The sequence below is a fragment of the Fibrobacter sp. UWH6 genome (assembly GCF_900142465.1).
GTDB lineage: Bacteria > Fibrobacterota > Fibrobacteria > Fibrobacterales > Fibrobacteraceae > Fibrobacter.
Map to the genome: position 1 here is coordinate 167,802 of NZ_FRAX01000002.1, position 18,350 is coordinate 186,151.

10 protein-coding genes are annotated in these 18,350 nt (G+C 50.0%); 4 read left to right on the forward strand and 6 right to left on the reverse strand.

Annotation, left to right across the window (positions count from 1 at the left end):
• Nucleotides 1–41: 41 nt before the first annotated feature.
• Nucleotides 42–995 (forward strand): glutamate--tRNA ligase family protein, encoded by a 954-nt coding sequence (locus BUB73_RS02645; protein ID WP_073157579.1) that lies wholly within the window; start codon nucleotides 42–44, stop codon nucleotides 993–995.
• 45 nt (nucleotides 996–1,040) lie between these two features.
• Nucleotides 1,041–5,153 carry a DUF3320 domain-containing protein gene (locus BUB73_RS02650; RefSeq protein ID WP_073283370.1) on the forward strand — a complete coding sequence of 1,371 codons (4,113 nt, stop codon included), beginning with the start codon at nucleotides 1,041–1,043 and terminating at the stop codon, nucleotides 5,151–5,153.
• A gap of 106 nt (nucleotides 5,154–5,259) precedes the next feature.
• Here BUB73_RS02650 and BUB73_RS02655 read toward each other — a convergent pair whose 3' ends face one another.
• On the reverse strand, nucleotides 5,260–5,679 hold the full coding sequence (locus tag BUB73_RS02655; RefSeq protein WP_073283614.1) for an SPOR domain-containing protein: 420 nt from the start codon (nucleotides 5,677–5,679) through the stop codon (nucleotides 5,260–5,262).
• 65 nt (nucleotides 5,680–5,744) lie between these two features.
• Nucleotides 5,745–10,397 carry a fibro-slime domain-containing protein gene (locus BUB73_RS02660; protein WP_073283373.1) on the reverse strand — a complete coding sequence of 1,551 codons (4,653 nt, stop codon included), beginning with the start codon at nucleotides 10,395–10,397 and terminating at the stop codon, nucleotides 5,745–5,747.
• Between the two features lie 288 nt (nucleotides 10,398–10,685).
• Here BUB73_RS02660 and BUB73_RS02665 point away from each other — a divergent pair, with 288 nt between their 5' ends.
• Both BUB73_RS02665 and BUB73_RS02670 read left to right on the forward strand, forming a co-directional pair.
• Nucleotides 10,686–11,570: a GGDEF domain-containing protein gene (locus tag BUB73_RS02665; RefSeq protein WP_083539612.1), complete on the forward strand. Its 885-nt coding sequence runs from the start codon at nucleotides 10,686–10,688 to the stop codon at nucleotides 11,568–11,570.
• Nucleotides 11,571–11,623: 53 nt separating this feature from the next.
• Nucleotides 11,624–13,009, forward strand: coding sequence for an MATE family efflux transporter (locus BUB73_RS02670; RefSeq protein WP_073283376.1), 1,386 nt, complete (start codon nucleotides 11,624–11,626; stop codon nucleotides 13,007–13,009).
• A gap of 99 nt (nucleotides 13,010–13,108) precedes the next feature.
• On the opposite strand, the gene BUB73_RS02675 is transcribed toward BUB73_RS02670, so the two are convergent.
• The 4 genes from BUB73_RS02675 to BUB73_RS02690 all read right to left on the reverse strand — a co-directional run bounded on the left by BUB73_RS02675 (nucleotide 13,109) and on the right by BUB73_RS02690 (nucleotide 18,313).
• Nucleotides 13,109–15,754, reverse strand: a complete 2,646-nt coding sequence (locus tag BUB73_RS02675) for a fibro-slime domain-containing protein (protein WP_073283379.1) — start codon at nucleotides 15,752–15,754, stop codon at nucleotides 13,109–13,111.
• Nucleotides 15,755–15,766: 12 nt separating this feature from the next.
• Nucleotides 15,767–16,909: an outer membrane beta-barrel protein gene (locus BUB73_RS02680; protein WP_073283381.1), complete on the reverse strand. Its 1,143-nt coding sequence runs from the start codon at nucleotides 16,907–16,909 to the stop codon at nucleotides 15,767–15,769.
• A gap of 52 nt (nucleotides 16,910–16,961) precedes the next feature.
• Nucleotides 16,962–17,447, reverse strand: a complete 486-nt coding sequence (locus tag BUB73_RS02685) for a hypothetical protein (RefSeq protein ID WP_073157595.1) — start codon at nucleotides 17,445–17,447, stop codon at nucleotides 16,962–16,964.
• Between the two features lie 86 nt (nucleotides 17,448–17,533).
• Nucleotides 17,534–18,313, reverse strand: coding sequence for a hypothetical protein (locus tag BUB73_RS02690; protein ID WP_073283384.1), 780 nt, complete (start codon nucleotides 18,311–18,313; stop codon nucleotides 17,534–17,536).
• Between the last annotated feature and the right edge of the window lie 37 nt (nucleotides 18,314–18,350).

The window sequence follows — 18,350 nt, forward strand, 5'->3', positions numbered from 1 at the left end:
CCGCCCATTTTTCAGGATTCAGTATTTTATAACTTTGGGCCATGTCAGGAAAAATCCGTTTCGCACCAAGCCCCACCGGCTACCTCCACGAAGGCCATCTGCTTTCGGCACTTTACGTCTGGGCCGCCGCCAAGAAATGGGACCTGCACATCCACCTGCGAATTGAAGATCACGACCAGGGAAGAGCCCGCCAAGCCTACATCGACGGCATCCGCGAAGACCTGGAATGGCTCGGTTTTGAGCACCACAGCGAAAGCATCCAGAGCGAACGTCATCACATCTACCAGGCTGTCCTGGAAGAACTTTCCCAGAAGGACCTAGTGTACCCCTGCACCTGCAGCCGTAAGCAGCTGGAGGCCGAAAATCCCAGAAGCGAAACTGGAGAAATTATCTACCAGGGGAAATGCCGAATTTTAGATGAGAGACGAGAGGCGTTTGGCCACCTTCAGGTGGGAGACAAGGAACCGGAAAATAATGGGATGGGGCTTGCGCCCCATAGCCTCAGGGTTAGAATTTCTAACAAAATAATAAACTGGAAAGACTATCGTCTCGGAGACTTCAGCGAGAATCCGTCAGAACAATGCGGAGACTTTCCCATCCGGGATCGCGACGGTTTCTGGACTTACCAATTCGCCGTCTGCGTCGATGATTTGCATCAAGGAATAACCCATATCGTTCGAGGCGAAGACATCCGCAATTCCACGGCACGTCAGATTTACCTCTCAGAATTAATCGCCAACGTCTGTGCCGATTCCACCCGCATACAGATGCCCGCCTACAAGCGCCCCTTCTACCTGCACCATGCCCTAATCGTGGATCCCAACGGCAAGAAGCTTTCCAAACGTGAGCTAGCTCACAGTATTCGGCAAGATAAGGAAGATGGCATAACCCCCGAAGCCCTCATTGGCCGAGTACTTTACAAGGCAGGCTTCCAAAATACCCCCACCCCACAGCCCCTAAATGCGGCAGTTGAACAAATAATCCATACTTTATAAAGTTTACGTAATTTTTACGCGGGGGAAAAAATTTATATTCATAGTATGGCTCAAGTGTCTCCTTCTGCAATCATATCGAAAATTCGTCAAGAAGCAGCTCTTTTTGATTCAAAAGATCGTTTACTGAACTTTTCTACCAAGGGTGACTTCCAATCTCCTCTTATTATGGAGGCTGGCGACCTTTTCTTCGAAAAGTGGAAAAATTCCAATGGCCCGCTGCCGCTGGATTCCTTCTTCCCTGTGAGCGACAAATTTAGCGCACAGCAGAAAGCTGAAACCATTGAATCCGTCTGCACCGTCCTTAAAGAAAAAGACGAAGATTTCGGCAGATCGGACCTGTACCTTCTTCTGGGCTTCCTGAAGTGGGACGGAAACGCACTTGCACCAAGCCTTTTAATCCCCCTCGATGTCGACACGACAAAGAAGACTCTCTACATTTCCAACAGGACTCCTATTGAGAACGTAGTCCTTAGGGAACGCCTCAAGGATTCCGTCCCCCTGCCCAAGGCAGGCGATGCAATCATCAATGGGCAGTTCAGCCTCTTGCTGTACTTCTCCATGTTCGAAAAGTCCATCGCATCCATGAAGAGCTGGAAGTTCACTCGTCATGGTCTTTGCCTGGGATTTTTCAACACCGGTCGACTCCTCCTGAAAAACCGTTTTGAACAGGGATGGAACGACAAGAAAATTGACACAGCCCCGGTACTTTCATCCCTTCTTCGAGAAGACGGCTTTAAGGTAAAGGAATCCATCTTCGAGGAAAAAGATTTCAATCAGGTATTCAATCCCTGTGAACATCACTTCCTCTATACCATCGATTCCCATACTAGCAAGGCAGCCATAGACGCCCTGGATCCAGAAGTAGAAGCCTACGCAATCCAGGCGCTGCCGGGCACCGCAAAGATGAAGGTTGCCGCCAACATCGTAGCCGATTCTGTCGCCCAGGGGAAGAACGTCCTTGTGGTCAGCCGCAGAGCAACCACAGCCAGGGAATTTCTGAACACATGGAAACCGCCTTTCCGCACGTTCGCCAACGTTGACCGCAATGCTGTCGCCCAGGAACTCCATAAGGCCCGCAAGGATTTTTCAGACTACTATGACGCAGTCAACAAGCCCCTGCAGCCATCCGGCATCATGCTTTCGGGCCTTCTCAAGGAATTCATCAAGGCCAGAGCCCCCAAGCAGAAATTCCCGGAGACCATTTTCCAGGGAGTGCCCGAACTTAGCTTCGAAAGGTACGAAGCCCTTAAAAAAGATCTTGCAGAGCTGACTGAGCTATACTTCGAGAAAAACGGCATCGAAGCCCGTACAGCCTTCCAAGGCGTCAAGGTTCCTAGCCTCACACCAGAGCAGAAAAACTCTCTGGCCGATGAACTGAACCGCGCCGCCGAACGGGCCAGTGAACTGGATACCATCCTCAAACGACTTCAGGAAGCAGGCCTGTTCCCCACAGGAATCTTCCTGGCCGGTCTCTCCGATATCCTTGAACTATTCAAAGACAACTTTAGCGAAAGCACACCCACCTACGACCAATGGCAGCTCCGTTCCAGCAACTGGGACGCCTACAGAGAAACATTGTCCATGCTGCCCGAAGCGGGCGACAAGTGGGTCCGCTACCGCCGTCAGACGTCCGACATTTACACCGACAATGCCGTAGACGAAAACATCCTTACCGCACGCGAAGACTTCGTTGAAAGTCAGAAGGCCACCCTAAAGGGTCTGTCAGACCGTTACCGTTCTTCTAGGCGCCAGCTCCTCCAGGTTCTCCGCAACCCCAAGGAAGTCCAGTCCGACGCCCAGCTTATCGACCTGATAGACACCCTTCTGGAACTGCAGGACAACAAGAAGGCATACAAGGAATCAGCCGTTCTGGGCAATCACCTCCTCGGAAAAGATTGGCTCTACGAACGTTCCAACTGGATTGAACTGAATACCAAGATTCAGTACTTGTACGACTTCCGCGACAAGCACAAGGACAATCCTCGTTTTGAACTGCTCCTGCAAATTCTTGAACAGTGGAGTCTCTTCAAAGACCTACAGCCCAAGTTGGGCGATCTTTGCGAAGCCGTACGCAGTCTCCAGCAAGCCATCCGCAAGATTACCAAGGAAATGAACCTAGAGGAACCTCTAGAAAGCCAAAGCATTGAAAAGTGGTTGGGCACAATCAAATCCTGGAACAAGAACTGGGATAGCTTGGACACCCATCTACAACTGTCTGCCCTTACAAAGAAAATCGCAGACTACAACTGCCCCAACCTTTCAGCATTCCTAAAGGATCCCAGCAAGGCCAATCGGGAAATCCCGCAGGCCGTAGCTCATCATTGGGCAGGCTCCCAGGTGCAGACAGCAACCAAGGTTTTCCCGGAACTGTTCTCCTTGAATCCCAAGGCACACGCCCAGAAAGGCAAGGAATACAGAGACATCCAGGACCGTTTCTGCAACGCGAACTTCAGGGAATTACACGACACTCTTCAAGCCTCGCCCGAAAGGTTGACATCCATCAGTCTCAGCGATTCTTTCTGCCTGCCTGAAGACAGACACTTTGACATCGCCATCATTCTTGATGCAGAATGCGTCTCTGTCGTAGAATCCATTCCTACCCTGCTCAGCGCAAACAAGATTATTCTTGTGGGTGACCCCCACTATCCCGCTCTGGAACCGCTCACTTACGACGCCTTCCAGGAACCGCCGATTTCTCATACGACACTGTTCCACGATAGCATTCTGTCAGCCTCTCTTCGCCAGGGCATTTCTACTCGCGAACTGTGGTTCTCGACCCAGTATTCCGACGCGACCCTGGTAAGTTTCGCTAACCAGAAAATCTATAGCCGCGGCATCAGACAATTGCCTGTTCCCAGTCGCGAAAAATTCACCGGTATCAAGCTCAAGGTCGTCCAGAACAAGGTGAATGCAATCGCACAGGCAGCCATCCGCCATGCAGAAAAGAACCCCAGCAAGACCCTAGGTATCGTGGCATTCCATCAGACGACCTGCCACGAAATCGAGGAATGCATCAAGAATATGGTGGCGGCAGGTTCCGCAACGGCACGATTCTTCACACAGCAGAATCCGGATATCCGCTATTACGTCAAGACCCCGGAACGAGCCGCGGGACGTTTCCGCGACGTGATCCTTGTTTGCGCCGAATCCGAAGGCGTTACTGGAGTCAACGGCGACAACAAGATAGCCGTCTGTTCCACTCTGGCAAAGCACGAAACCCACGTCTACATTTCCGAAACGGATCTCGCCAAGCAGGGCAATGCCAAGCACAATCTCTTCTGGGACTGGATCACCTACCTGCAGGCCAAGGACTTCACCGAAAAGAACGACCTTCATACAGCAGGGTCCGACATTCACGATTCCATCGTCGACGCCCTTAAGAAAGAAAACTTCCAGGTCGAAGACTCCTTTACCAAGGGAGGCATTCCTGTGGGACCGGTCGTGGCAGACGCCAATAATCCTAGCCGCTTCCTAGCACTCATCGAAGACGACTGCACTACGGAACGTTTCCGTGAATCCGTGGAAGACCGCGACTATATCCGTCCTACCATCCTGAAACAGACTGGCTGGAAGGTCCTGGCGCTCTGGCTCCCCTTCTGGTACATGGCAAATCAGGATGAAGTCAGCCACCTGGTAACAACGCTCGCCATCGAACAAAGTATCGCTCCGCCTCCCGCCAGCGACGAAGAACCGGAAGATGAAGACGAACTGGAAATGCCCGTCAGCGAAGGACCGCAGGTGGTGGCCTACCAGGTGCAACACCCTAAGATCGAGGGCACGCCCCACGACAAGCCTATTGCTGAACTGCCGGCTGCAGCCATTATCACCCAGCTGAAATTCTACGTAGATCACGAGGCACCGATTCACGAAGAGATCCTGATCCAGCGAATTCTGGAGCTGCATCACGTGGATCGCGCAGGTCCTGTACTCCAAAAGGCACTGACCGAAGCCCTGAACCAAGGTCTTCAGAAAAAGCGCTTCGTCAAGACCGGCCCCTTCTACTATTCCCTCAAGCCCCAGGAATTGGTTCCCCGCAACAGGAGCGGCCGCCCGGACTTCGAGAGGAACCTGGTTTTTGTTGGTCCTGAAGAACGAGCCCTGCTCCCCTCCAGCATGGACGAACACGCTATCAAACAGGCACTCGGCCTGCTAGTGTAAAAAGTCTAACGGTTATACAAGAAAAAGGTACTGCGGACAACCGCAGTACCTTTTTTAATCTTTGCAGCAAGGAATCTCACAGCCCCAAAGGTCCGACAATTCCCTTCTACTTAACCTTTACTACAAACGCATTGATATTATAGGCAGAAAGTTCGCGAGCCTTATCTTCAGCGGCTTTCTTAGTAGTCCATCCACCGCCACGAAGCTTGTAGAACGGAGTATCGAATACAACCTGGATTGCATAACCCGTGCTAGCGGAAAGCTGGGCACGACGACGCTGAGCCGCATCAAAGTCAGCAACAGCTTCGAACTGCAGCATATAGTAACCGTCAGACTTGCCGGACTTGGTATTTGCCTTAACCACGGCGGCATTCTGCTGGGAATCAGCAGAATCTCTGAGGGACGCATTCAATACAGGCTTATATTCATGGCCCCTGAAAAGGGAATCCAGATCTGTGGGTTCGGCAGCAAACGCAGCAGAAACACCCAGAGCAAAAAGCGATACAACAGCTAAAATTTTTCGCATGGAGAAAATATAATAAAAAAGGAGCGGATAAATCCGCCCCTTTTTAAAGCACTTGTTATCAAGACTTAGTTGTTCTTCTTGAAGTCTTCCCATGTGCGATCAATGGGATATGCATTCTTAGACTTCTTGATACCGAACATGGAAGTCTTGTCCTTGCGGTTTTCCTTAGAACCGTTGATTCTGACGTAGGTATCGATCTTGGTGATGTATGCACCAGTACCAACCAAGCGGCCATTATCAGAAGTCATGTTCCAACCGATGTAGTAGTTGGTGCCATGAGTAGTACAGTTCTTGCCAGCACCACCGAAGAAGTACTTCTTGTTGTGCTGGAAGTTCAGATCGTCATCGCAGTAGATCTTTGCAGAGGAACTTGCCACATAAGCACCCAGGTTGGTGAAGTATTCAACCTTGTAGTAGAAGTAGAAGTCACTCATATCAACGTCTTCGTTAGCAACCTTCTTCTTGTCGTACAGAGCCTTCATATCAGACTTGACCAAGTGACCCGGGATACCCCACTTGCTCTTGATGACCTGTTCGTTTCCGTCCAGAGAAGAGACAGGGATCGCGGTAATCGGGCTTGCGCAAGAATCAAGGAGACATTCAGCAGCATTGCCAGTGTAGGCGAAGTTCACATCGTAAACACCCACTTCGGCGTCACCGGTAACCAGCACCCAACGAGAGGGCAGACGCTTGGTTTCGTTGTAACCAGTGGGAGAGTTCCAGTGGTAATCTACGTCAAAGGAAGTACGCATTTCATTTGCACCGTAAGCGGTGGAATCCATGTTATCGCGCCAGATAAGCTTAGTCAGGTCGCCGCCCAGACGCAGGTAGTCACCAGCATGGGGAGACAGAGCGTTACTAGACGTCTTGTAAATCACGTCAATCTTGCCGTAGCCATCTTCACGAGAACTAGGAACAGGAACGATAGAAGAGGTCACCACAGTACCAGTCGGACCAGTTGCAGAAGCGAACTTGGCAACAGAGTCAAGGCTAGTTGCAGAATTCAGGTAGAAGTCGAAGGAAGTAGTGTTGGTCGGATCCAGCAAGGTCACCGGTTCAGAGAGAATCACGGTCAAGTTGTCGTAACCACTCAGTTCACCATCCTTATTCTTCTGGGAAATCACGATTGCTTCGATAGGTACAGGAGCGATACGATCCACGATGTTGCCTTCAAAGCCCTGCTTGATGTGCTTACCATTATCATCGAAGGATGCATAAGAGTAAACCTTACCGGTACCAGCAGTCTTAATGCGGCTAGAAAGGGTCAGGCCGCCAACTTCGAGGCGATTGTCGCAATAGCCAGTAGCAGCATCGAGATTCAAGCAGGAATACTGAGTCTTATTGACGATAACATTGCAGTACTTAACGGAGTCAGCCTTAAGGGTAGACATACCGTCCTTGAAGGGATAAATCGTATCCGCAGCAACAGAATCCCACAAGATGCAGATCTGTTCCGGCAGAGAGTCCTTATGAATATTGCGGTTGAAGTAGATGGCGATAGAGTCACCCACACCGTCCAGATATTCGCTAGCAACATAGTCGCTATAAATCTTCATAGCTTCAACAGGAGCACCCTTTACGTCGAAGATATCAGCAAACTGCGGCACAGGTACCGGCGGTTCACGGAAGTAAATCGGGTGGTAGTGAGCCATGATAGCATCGCTACCGTTACCAGAAATGGAGATTCTGGCCGGGTTGCTGTTAGCAGGATTTTCAGCATCATAACGATAGGTCTTACATTCATTACCGCTGCAACGGATCTGCACTCTTGCAAAGCCATTTTCGAAGGGTTCAGATGCAGAAAGTACAAGACCTTCAGATGCCACGCCGGCAGCCATAGTCAAGCCAACGTTACAATCGTCGCACTTGTAGTAGGCAAAGGAACCATCGGCCTGCTTGGAGGGCTTCAGAATAACCATGTTGAAGTCCTGATCGGTATCAGTCCAACGTTCTTCGAAACCAGGAGCGGCGGGATCATCACCAGTAATTTCCTTCCAGTTGGAATCCCTGGAATCTACGAAGGCAAGCTGCGGCAGGTAGAAGGTCAGAGACAGAGCCTGCTTACCAGATGCGGTAGAAATCTTGTAGGTTTCCATGGAGTAATTCATATCACCAAGGTCAACAGTGACATAGACGGTATCAATACCACCATCGGGGCCAAAGCTGCGAGCAGCACCCGGATCAATGGGGGTAAAGGAGCCATCTGCTTCCTTAACGAAGTACTGCAGGTAGTTCTTTCCATCAGCGCGATCAGTAGTAGACTTCAAGGTGTAGCTAACGCTTCTTGCGTCATTGGGCTTGATCAGCACGGAATCAGAGGATACCTGGATTGCAGAAATATAAACCGGGACCAAATCGCTACCCATAGCGAAGTCAACCACTTCGTACTTGGACTTTTCAACACCCATGAAGCCACAGGTTGCCTTTGTACAGGGGTTTTCTGCTTCGGTAGTATCCAGGGCGGTAGCGTTATTGAAGACAACTTCCACTTCACCCTGAGACTTGTAAGTATAAACCTTGTTCTTGTCGCCATCGATATAGGCCCAGACAGTCCAGGTTCCCGGCGGCAGAGCAATCTGTTCGTAGGTGAACTTGGGCACAGCCGGGTTAGACAGGTCAATACCCGGAATAGAAGCGTCATTGGCCAGAAGCTGTGCAGAAGAGAGATCGGCAGGGAACTTGGTACCAGCGACCAGATAGTACTGGAACTTGAAGCTCGTACATTCAGACTTATTAACGAAGTCAGCACCGCAGCATTCGATGGCCTTATCGTCACCAGAAACTGCAGCAGCACAAGAACCTTCACCAGTCTGAGTATAGCACATCTGGTATTCAGGATTCTTGGGAGTGTAGTTTTCAGTCTTTTCCTTGGTAAGGGCAGTCTTCTGCTGGATGTACATATTGGTCTTGATACGAACGTTACTCATATCAGTACGACGGTCGCAGAAGAAGATGTCAATGTCATAGGTCTTGTTAGCAACGAGAGCACCCTGAGCACCAGTAAATTCATCCAGGTTCACGTAACCAGGAGCGGCAAGGTGGGTACCACCCAGGTCCACTGCCAACTTGTTATCGATATAGACCCAAATGTCATCGTCACCGCGGAAGGAGAACTGCATACCCGGACGGTAAACGAAGTGTGCGTGAGACTCGAAGCAGAACATCTGGTTGTTCATGCCAGAAATACGGGCATCCCAGGAAGTGTTGTCATAAACGTCGGGATTGGTACCGGAGTCGAATTCGCCGGCAGCCACAGGATAAAGGTCGATATAGGGGAGACCGCTCTTGGGTTCCAGGTCAGACCAGTCGGCCACGACACCCAGCTGAGCCTTAGCTGCAGCAGAAACCTTAGCCGGAGTACCGACACCGTATCTGACGTTGCCCAAACCCTTACGAGTAGCAGCAGCAGTAGCGCAAGTACCAACACAAGTACCGAGAGTAACGGAGTCCTTAAGGTCATTCAAAATGGTAAATGCACCGGTGGGTTCGTTATAGCTATCGTATTCCCACATACCGTCAGAAGACTGGGTAAAGAGCACGTCGCGGCAATGCATAGCATTGACATTGGGAGTTTCGCGGAACATCACGTCAAAAGCTTCCTGACTTACAAAGCAGCCAGAAGCAGCATTGTAAGTCGGCTTCTTGGTCAGAGGATCCAGGAAGTCACCAACGATACCCTTGGTCACACCGATACAGGGAACAGTATTTGCAGCACCGCCACCCGGGAAACCATAGGGAGCAGAAGCCACATAGCAACCGTTAGAAGCCACAGCAGGATAAGCATCGCAAGTGAATGCGCCATGGAGGGCGGCATCGGTATCATAAAGGATTGCAGCCAAAGTATAGGAGCAGTTACCTTCGATTTCAGGGTCAACTACAGAGAAGAGCTTGCCATCCGGAGCTTCATCCGGGTCAGCAATAAAGTAAAGTCTATCTACACCGTATGCATCGAAGAATGCTTCAACGTCAATGGCTTCAAGAGTGTTGTTCCAACCGTTGACACCGATTGCGTCGGCCAACATTTCGTCGGAATCCTTAAAGAGAACAAAAGAAGTGGGAAGATCTTCGTCCATCCACACAGCGTAGTACCATCCGCACATGGTGGGGTCAACCTTGAAGGGCTTACCACCAGCGTAGGTTCCATTGTCAGAATACATGGGAACGGAGGCCTTCCATTCTTCATCGTCCGGAACCAAGATGTAGAAGTACTTGATGTTGGGCTTTTTACCGTAAGAGATAAGAGTCTTGCCGGCCTGCTTGGGGTTTTCAAGAATGTAGACATCACCCTTGCTGTTGGGGCAGGCGAAGTCACGGTTGTTCATGGGATAGTTGGGATCCTTGGCATTATCCTTCGGGATACCATTCCACTTGGCCGTCGTAATATAGCGGATCGTAGAATCCGACATCATCGTATACACGGTGAACGTGGAGTCGTAGGCTTCACCACCGATCTTGGAAAGGTCATATTCGTAATAACCAGTCGTTGCATTGTAGGTCATTACAGACGTAACCTTCTGCTTGTTATTCATAGCAGTGTAGAAAGTCACTGTCGGGGCATTATTAGCGCCCCATTCCAGAGGCGGCTGAAAATGCAGCGTACCGGAACAGCTAGACCAGGCGCTCTGCACTCCCATGAGCACCATACATGTACCCAGAATCCACTTAAAGGCTCCCGCGAGGAGAGTATTCTTCTTGTTCTTCATAGTATTATTATCCATCAATGGTTTTCCTTCCAACATTCTTTGGCATAACGGAAAGACCGGCCATTCCGAAATGCCACACCGGCTTGAAATTTATCCTTTTCTAGCGCAGAATGCCACTCATTTTTTGAAATTTAAGTAAAAAAAGCGGTACGTTCTGTATACAAATGGTGGATATGTCGCATATTCGTGCATACATCACGCAAAATCGCGATAACAAAATTTTACATTTCATTTTTAGTTGCTTTTTTGAGCAAACCCTCTCATAAATTGTTAGATTTTCATACGGAATTCCAGGAGAGATTTATGCAGGATATGGACCAGACAATCGCCACCGCTGGCAACACGATCAAGTTTCCCACAGCGGAAATGCGCCCCCACCTGATAGTCCTGTACCCGCCCACTCACTTTAAGCAGATCCCCCTGTCCAAGGGAATAACAGTCCTTGGCCGCGGAACCGACGCAAACGTTCGACTGGACGATGAACTGGTCAGCCGTAAGCACTGTCAACTTTACTTTGACGGCCGTTTCGTTACTGTTTCCGACATGGGCAGCACCAACGGAACCTATGTAGACGGCAATCCGGTCACCACCTGCAAGCTGGAATCCGACAATAGACTGCAAATCGGAAAAATGGTGCTGAAGGTCGATTATAAGGACCCCACCGAAGAAGCTTTTGACCAAAAACTGTATGAAGCCGCCACGAAGGACCCCCTGACACAGATCAACAACCGCAGAACCTTCATGGACCGCAGCCTGGGAGAACTGGCCCTGGCCCGCCGCAATAACTATTACGTCCACTGCATCATGCTGGACATCGACCACTTCAAGAAGGTCAACGACACCTGGGGACACCAGTGCGGAGACGCCATTCTCAAGGAAGTGGCCACCATCATCAAGGATGAAAAGCGAGAATCCGACCTTCTTGCCCGCTACGGCGGTGAAGAATTCGTGCTGTTACTCTCTGGCGTAGGTGTCGAAGACGCAAAGAAAAGTGCCGAACGTTTCCGTTCTGCCATCGAGCGTCACCATTTTTCCTGGAAAGACACGATTGTTCCCGTGACAATCTCCCTAGGTTTGTCAAGCAGACAGGGAGAGCAAATCGGTAAAATGGAAGATCTGATAGCCTCAAGCGATAAACTTCTCTATATCGCCAAGGAAAACGGCAGAAATCAGGTGGTTTCCGAGTAAAGCCCTCCAAATCTTGCCTTACAGGGAGCCTTTTTCTAAATTGCGCTCCCGAAATGACAAAAATACACTCAGAAAGACTGAATTCCTTCGGAACAGCCAGCATCCCCAAGCTGGTTTTGCAGTTTTCCGTTCCCGCCATCATCAGTATGGTGGTCAATGCACTATATAATATAGTGGACCGTTTTTTCGTAGGTCAGGGCGTGGGCAGCCTGGGCATCGCAGGCATCACCCTCTGCTTCCCCATCGCCCTATTCATTATGGCCATGTCCATGATCGTGGGCGTAGGCGGCAACACCCTTTTCTCGATCCGTCTGGGCGAAAAGAAGTACCAGCAGGCAGCCATCATCCTGAACAACTCCTTTGTGCTGCTTATTATAATGGCAGTGGGAGCCTTCGCCTTTGGCGAAATCTTCATGGAACCCCTCCTCAGGCTGTTCGGCGCCAGCGACCAGACCCTCCCCGTAGCCAGCAGCTACATGCGCATCATCTTGCTGGGTGCAGTTTTCCAGACCGTGGCCCCGGGCATGAACCACTTCATCCGTTCTATGGGTCACCCCAAGACAGCCATGTTCCGCGAAATTATCGGCGCCGTCACTAATGTGGCACTGGACTACATCTTTATCATGCGCCTCCACTGGGGAATCGAGGGCGCCGCCTGGGCAACCATCTGCTCCCAGCTGGTCAGCAGCATTCTCATCACCCAGTTCTTCCTGAAAAAGAGTACGCCGGTGAAGATCAATCGACGCTACATGAAGTTGCGCGCCCCCTTTGTGCGCAAGATCTACATTCTGGGCCAGCCTCCTTCTGTAATGCAGATTTGCAACAGCCTCATGAACGCAATTCTCGCCTGGAGCCTGACTACCTACGGAAACAAGAGCATTGAAGCCACCTCCACCATGTCCGGCGGCGACATGGCCATTTCCGCTTTCGGCATCCTGAACAGCATCGTCTCTATTATCGTGCTGCCCCTGCTTGGTTTTGTAAACGGAACCCAGCCCATCGTGGGGTACAATTACGGAGCCAAGCTCTACACCCGAGTCAAGAGCGTGGTCAAGTTTGCCTACCTTTACGCCATGATTTTCATGGTTCTGGCATGGGCTTTGGTCCAGTGGCAGGCCCCCGCCTTTGTAGCCCCCTTCGCCCCAGGCGACCTGAGAATGCAGGAAGTGGCTGCCAAGGCATTGCGCCTGTTCACCTGCACAATTTTCATGGTCCCGTGCGGTATGATTGCAGGTAGCTTTTTCCAGGGAACCGGAAAGGCAGGCAAGTCTATGTTCCTAAACGCTTGCCGTCAGCTGATCCTGTTCATCCCCTTCTTGATGATCCTCCCGCTGTTCTTCGGCCTAACCGGAGTTTTCTGCGCCCAGCCCGTAGCCGACGTGGGAACCGCATTTATCGGTTTGTATATGCTCCGTAAGGAATGGAAGCGAATGGTTTAACCAGCAATCCGTTGAACTAATTAAACGTTTATCAATAGACATGCAAAAAGCCAGCGCCTTTGCGCTGGCTTAATGTTTATCTAAACCGTTAGATTGTCTTTACTTGAACTTCACAATTTCATGGTGACGGCCGGAACGGACAACGAAGGTACCCTTGCTAGGAGCGACCACCTTAGTCTCGCTCGTTGAAACGGTCCCAGAAGCTACAACAGATCCAAGCATATCCATCACCTCGTAGGATTTGGGCTGAGATGCGATCTCTTCGTTAAAGACAATCACGAAAGTAAAGGGAGCAACCATCTTTACGCGGAATGTAGGTTCAGCATAATTGCGGTCTTCATCATCCTTTTCATCACTGCTGTCATTCTTTCCATTTTCCTTAGAACTGGAGCTGGAAGGATCGACATTGCCGTTACCGTTTTCTGCTCCTTCAGGATTCTTACCATCTTCGGTAGCAGAAGCAGATGAACCGGCAACAGGATTTTCTTCGGAACCGCCATTGCTGTTAGAAGAGCCGTCCAATTCGCCTCCGTTGGAACCACTATCGGAGCTGCTGATTTCTTCTTCGAAGGTTCCATTTTCATCAATGGTAAAGGTCATGATCTTCTTTGTAGATTTATTGATTTCAATAAAGATGCTCCAACGGCCGGGAGCCAGCTTCATCTTGTCATAATAGATCATAGGTACCGAGGGATCAGTCAGATCAATGCCACCCACGTTCACTTCACCGGCAGTCAACATCTTTGCGGTAGACTTATCCAGGGTTCCTCCGCTTACTAGATAATAAGACGGAGTCAATCCCAGGGAAGCAAGTTCATTACCGCAAGTTTCTACGTTCTCACCACCATTCAGGGCAGCAGCGCAGGATCCGCCATTGCTTACGCTATAGCATACACCATAAGTGTAAGTTCCGCTGGCAGTTTTTTTCTTGCTCACCGTTAGACTCTTCTTCTGCTGAAGATACATATTGGTACTGATACGGATGTTACTCATATCGGTTCGACGGTCACAGAAGAAGATGTCGATATCGTAAGTTTTTCCAGCAACGAGATTACCCTGAGCCCCCTTAAATTCATCCAGGTTTACATAACCAGGAGCAGCCATATGGGTTCCGCCCAAGTCAACAGCGAGTCGGTTGTCGATGAACACCCAGATATCATCATCGCCGCGGAAGGAGAACTGCATACCGGGGCGATAAACGAAGTGGGCATGAGACTCAAAGCAGAAGTGCTGATTTCCCTTGCTCTTTATGCGCAAATCCCAAGACAGATTGTCGTACACGTCAGGATTCGTTCCCGAATCAAACTCACCAGAAGCCGTGGGGTACAGGTCAATATACGGAAGCCCCGTCGTAGGTTCGATGTCGGCCCAGTTTTCCACTTTACCCAACAACGAAATTGCAGCGCTAGAAACATAGCTCAGTGAACCAGCACCATATCTCACATTTCCGAGTACGTTACGGAGTGTAGCGGCAGTGGCGCAGGTACCAGTACATACCCCGGCAGCAACAGAATCCTGAAGGTCATTCAAAATGGTAAATGCGCCAGTAGGTTCATTCTGACTGTCATATTCCCACTTGCCGTCTGCTGTCTGAGAAAAGGGCACATCGCGACAATGCACGGAATTAACGCCCGGAGTTTCGCGGAACATCACGTCAAAGGCTTCCTTACTGGGGAAACAGCCACTGGCAGGATTATAAGTCGGCTTCTTGGTAACAGGATCCAGATTTTCATTGACGATACCCTTGGTCACACCGATACAGGGAACAGTATTTGCAGCACCGCCACCCGGGAAACCATAGGGAGCAGAAGCCACATAGCAACCGTTAGAAGCCACAGCAGGATAGGCATCACAGGTAAAGGAACCATGGAGAGATGCATCGGTATCATAGAGAACAGCCGCCATGGAATAGGTACAGTTACCCTCAATTTCAGGATCATTCAAGGAAATCACCTTGCCATCGGGGGATTCGCCCGGATCAGCAATAAAGAACAGTTCGTCAACGCCATAGCCTTCATACAATGCGGCAGAAGCGATAGGAGTCAACTTAGAAGCGCCCCATCCATCAATACCAATTGCATCATCAAGAGATTCATCTTCAGCCTTGAAGAAAATCAGATTTTCAGGCAGTTCTTCATCCATCCACACTGCGTAATACCAGCCGCACATATCGGGAGCGACCTTCAGATACTGGCGGTTTTTATAGGTACCATCACCGGAATACATGGGAACGGAAGCCTTCCACTCTTCATCGTCGGGTACAAGGACATAGAAGTACTTGATATCAGGCTTTTGGGAAGAAATCAAAGTAGATCCAGGCTTCTTGGGATTTTCCATCACATAGACATCGCCGTCATCTGTCGGACAGGGAATATCAAGATGGCTAGGAATAAGCATAGAATACATAGATTCGTAGCCGTTCCATTTAGACGCAAGAACATAATACAGTTCAGTACGGCCATAAGCAGAAGATCCCGAATTGACCTTAACCATATGCTGGATACCAAACTTTTCCTCAGGGCTCGAATACACGCTTTGATTTACCTTAATATCATAAAAACCGGTAGCCGAATTGAACATGTCTTCTGTAATGGCAAAAGTCTTGTTCAAAATGACGACATCCATTGCGCCAGACCATTCAGCCGGTTTCTGAAAATGAATTGTTCCAGAACATGTGGCGAAAGCACTTTCGGAGCAAGCAAAAATCGCAGCGACACTCAGCAAACTTTTAATAAACTTCTTCATGTCACCCTCCTATTACAAGAACCAGAAGGTTAAATTAAACTGTCCCTGCCAAGTCTTGGGCGCATCATCAGCATCGTTTAAGGCAGTGATACCCATAACAAAACGCAAGCTCATGTCAAGGGCCTTTGTACCGATGTACTTCGTGGAACCGACACCAATGACTGCATCCATTTCAAACACATCGCTCACGTCATGTTCGCGGAAAGTCTGCTTTCCGAAATCATCTTCGATAACAGTCTTACTCTTGGAATAAAGGGCGAAAGACGCCTGGGGGCCCACTTCCAGGAAAGCCACATTCGGCAAGGCGAAACGAGCCAATACCGGCACATCGATACGAAGCTGCTTGACGTAATATTCAATGGTCATGTCTGACTTTTCGGGAAGTCGATCAGAATCATCCCAAGTAAGAATCACAGATATGTCCGCTTCGCTGCTTGCATAACGATAAGCCCCGCCCACTTCCACATGGACACCGGCAAATTCACTGGGCATGTACAGCACGCTAAGGCCGGCATTATAACCAAGACCCCAGAAATTGCCCAGAATATCATCGGCCCCGGAAGTCTTGATGGAATAGCCCGAAGCACTCTTACCGAGGGAACCGAATCCAAGCTTTGTGTCGTAGAAATCGTTATAGGTTCCAGCAGCAAATACACCCGCGAAGAATTTCTTGCGGTCATCATTTGCGGGAACAGACGAAGTGGAGTTGACCGCAGGTTGTGAACCAAAAGGAACAAAGCTATCGCCATCCTGTGCAGCAGGAACGGCAGCAGGTGCCGCAGCATTTGCATTCCCAGTAAAAGTCCATTGCAGTCCTTCTTGCTGAGCCGCAGCAGGAGCGGCAGTGGCAGGAGCGGCCGCAGTTTTAGATTCGGCAGAGGGAGCCGGGGCGGGAGCTGCCTGACTAGGAGCAGCCGGTTCCGCAATTTCTACAAAACCGTGATCCTGAGGTGAGGGAGGCACAGGCGGAATTTCATCCTCCTGAACCGCCACAGGCGCAGGCAACGCTTCAGCGGGAGCAGCATTCCCATCGGCAACGGCACCCGTTGCAGGAGCGGCGGGCTCATCATCCCATCCAACATCAGCAGAATCCCAGTTTCCCTGGGCAAAGGCGGAAGCAAAGCAAATTCCCAGCAGGGCCATCAGTCGCTTCATATCTTCTCCTTAAAGTTAAAAGTCAACTGTACCCAGTTGACTCCCATCATTATTAAAAAATTTTCTTGGCGTCGGTCAGTTCGCCACCCTTTTCGTGGAACAGAACCAAAGTACCGCCACCCATCTTCCGGAATACGGCAGTCAATCGGGTCACCACATCGGATTCCTCGAAGCCGATCTCATTGGCAGCGGTTTCGCCAATGACCAAACCCACAGCTACCATCTGAGGAGAAACCCTACGCAGGTAGTTCAGCAAGTCTTCGTCGCTATTCAGGATATCTGTTGCGGTAGGCTTTTCCAGTTCAGCGGGATCACGCATGCTCACCAGCAGCGGATACATTTCGTCAGAAACCATCTGCTTGGCGTTCAAGTACAGCGTATTGCCAACAAAAAGGCTAATGGAATCGTTCAGGACCTGACGGACTTCGACAACCACGTCACTCTGGACAGCCATTTCCTGAATTTCCAACTTAGAAGGTCCGCAAGCCACAAGGGCCATAGACAGGGCGGACAGCAAAACAATCGCAAACTTCTTCATGATTCCTCCTATAGAGTTTGCGAGAATATAAGAAAATTATAATAAGCCTCAAAGACCTATTCAAAAAACATCCCCCTCACATCCTTTTATTTTTCGAGGATATGCAAAGCCCTTTCAATCAATTCCGGCTTAAGATCGAACACCCGGCTCAAAGTTTCCACGCGATCGGGCACCTCAATCCGTTCCATACGGGAGCCATTGGCATCTCGGGTTACCAGATTTCCCTTCTGGTAATAGTACTGCACGCCCCGTTCGCGGTCTAGGCGGTTCAGCACCGGATAAGTCATCATTTCCCTATAAAAACTTTCGTTCCAGTGCTGCTTAAATTCCTCTACAGAAACGCCCTCCACCGGATAGTCAAAACGCAATTTCATGGGAGCGCCCGCACCCCCAGTCCAAAGGGACATGGCGTCGGCAGAAGGACGGTCCAGACGGACGCAGTTAGGAACCAGCGGAAAGAACGCAGTTCCCGTTCCAAAGGGAGGCGGCTGGGGAATCGGCAGCGGATCAAAAATCAAGTACCCCGGATCAAAAAGATATTCCGTTGCAGGAGCCAATGGAGACGACGTATTGTCGGGCAGAATCAACGCGCAATGGATATTCCGTTCCTTACGTTTATGGCCCATGACCAGGCGAGGCTTAAAACCCATATCCACAAAAACCTGATACAGGTGCCAAGTCATGCTAAAGCAGGTGCCGCCACCCATCCAGGCGTCCACATCGTTCTGAAAACTATCGTCCAGCTTCTGGGCGGCAGACGAACTTCCCGTCTGTTCAAGACGGATAATCTTCGTCAGGTTCTCGTAAGTCACCTTTGATAGTTTATCGCAAATTTCGCGAATCTTTTTCCACTGTTCAGAAGTCATTTTTTACGGACAGTTAATTTTCGATTTATGGGGTAAA

What these genes read in the sequence shown, in the direction of transcription:
- BUB73_RS02655 (WP_073283614.1), bottom strand. Translation starts at nt 5,679, where the DNA reads ATGCGAAAAATTTTAGCTGTTGTATCGCTTTTTGCTCTGGGTGTTTCT.
- BUB73_RS02680 (WP_073283381.1), bottom strand. Translation starts at nt 16,909, where the DNA reads ATGAAGCGACTGATGGCCCTGCTGGGAATTTGCTTTGCTTCCGCCTTT.
- BUB73_RS02675 (WP_073283379.1), bottom strand. Translation starts at nt 15,754, where the DNA reads ATGAAGAAGTTTATTAAAAGTTTGCTGAGTGTCGCTGCGATTTTTGCT.
- BUB73_RS02685 (WP_073157595.1), bottom strand. Translation starts at nt 17,447, where the DNA reads ATGAAGAAGTTTGCGATTGTTTTGCTGTCCGCCCTGTCTATGGCCCTT.
- BUB73_RS02645 (WP_073157579.1), top strand. Translation starts at nt 42, where the DNA reads ATGTCAGGAAAAATCCGTTTCGCACCAAGCCCCACCGGCTACCTCCAC.
- BUB73_RS02670 (WP_073283376.1), top strand. Translation starts at nt 11,624, where the DNA reads ATGACAAAAATACACTCAGAAAGACTGAATTCCTTCGGAACAGCCAGC.
- BUB73_RS02690 (WP_073283384.1), bottom strand. Translation starts at nt 18,313, where the DNA reads ATGACTTCTGAACAGTGGAAAAAGATTCGCGAAATTTGCGATAAACTA.
- BUB73_RS02650 (WP_073283370.1), top strand. Translation starts at nt 1,041, where the DNA reads ATGGCTCAAGTGTCTCCTTCTGCAATCATATCGAAAATTCGTCAAGAA.
- BUB73_RS02660 (WP_073283373.1), bottom strand. Translation starts at nt 10,397, where the DNA reads ATGGATAATAATACTATGAAGAACAAGAAGAATACTCTCCTCGCGGGA.
- BUB73_RS02665 (WP_083539612.1), top strand. Translation starts at nt 10,686, where the DNA reads ATGCAGGATATGGACCAGACAATCGCCACCGCTGGCAACACGATCAAG.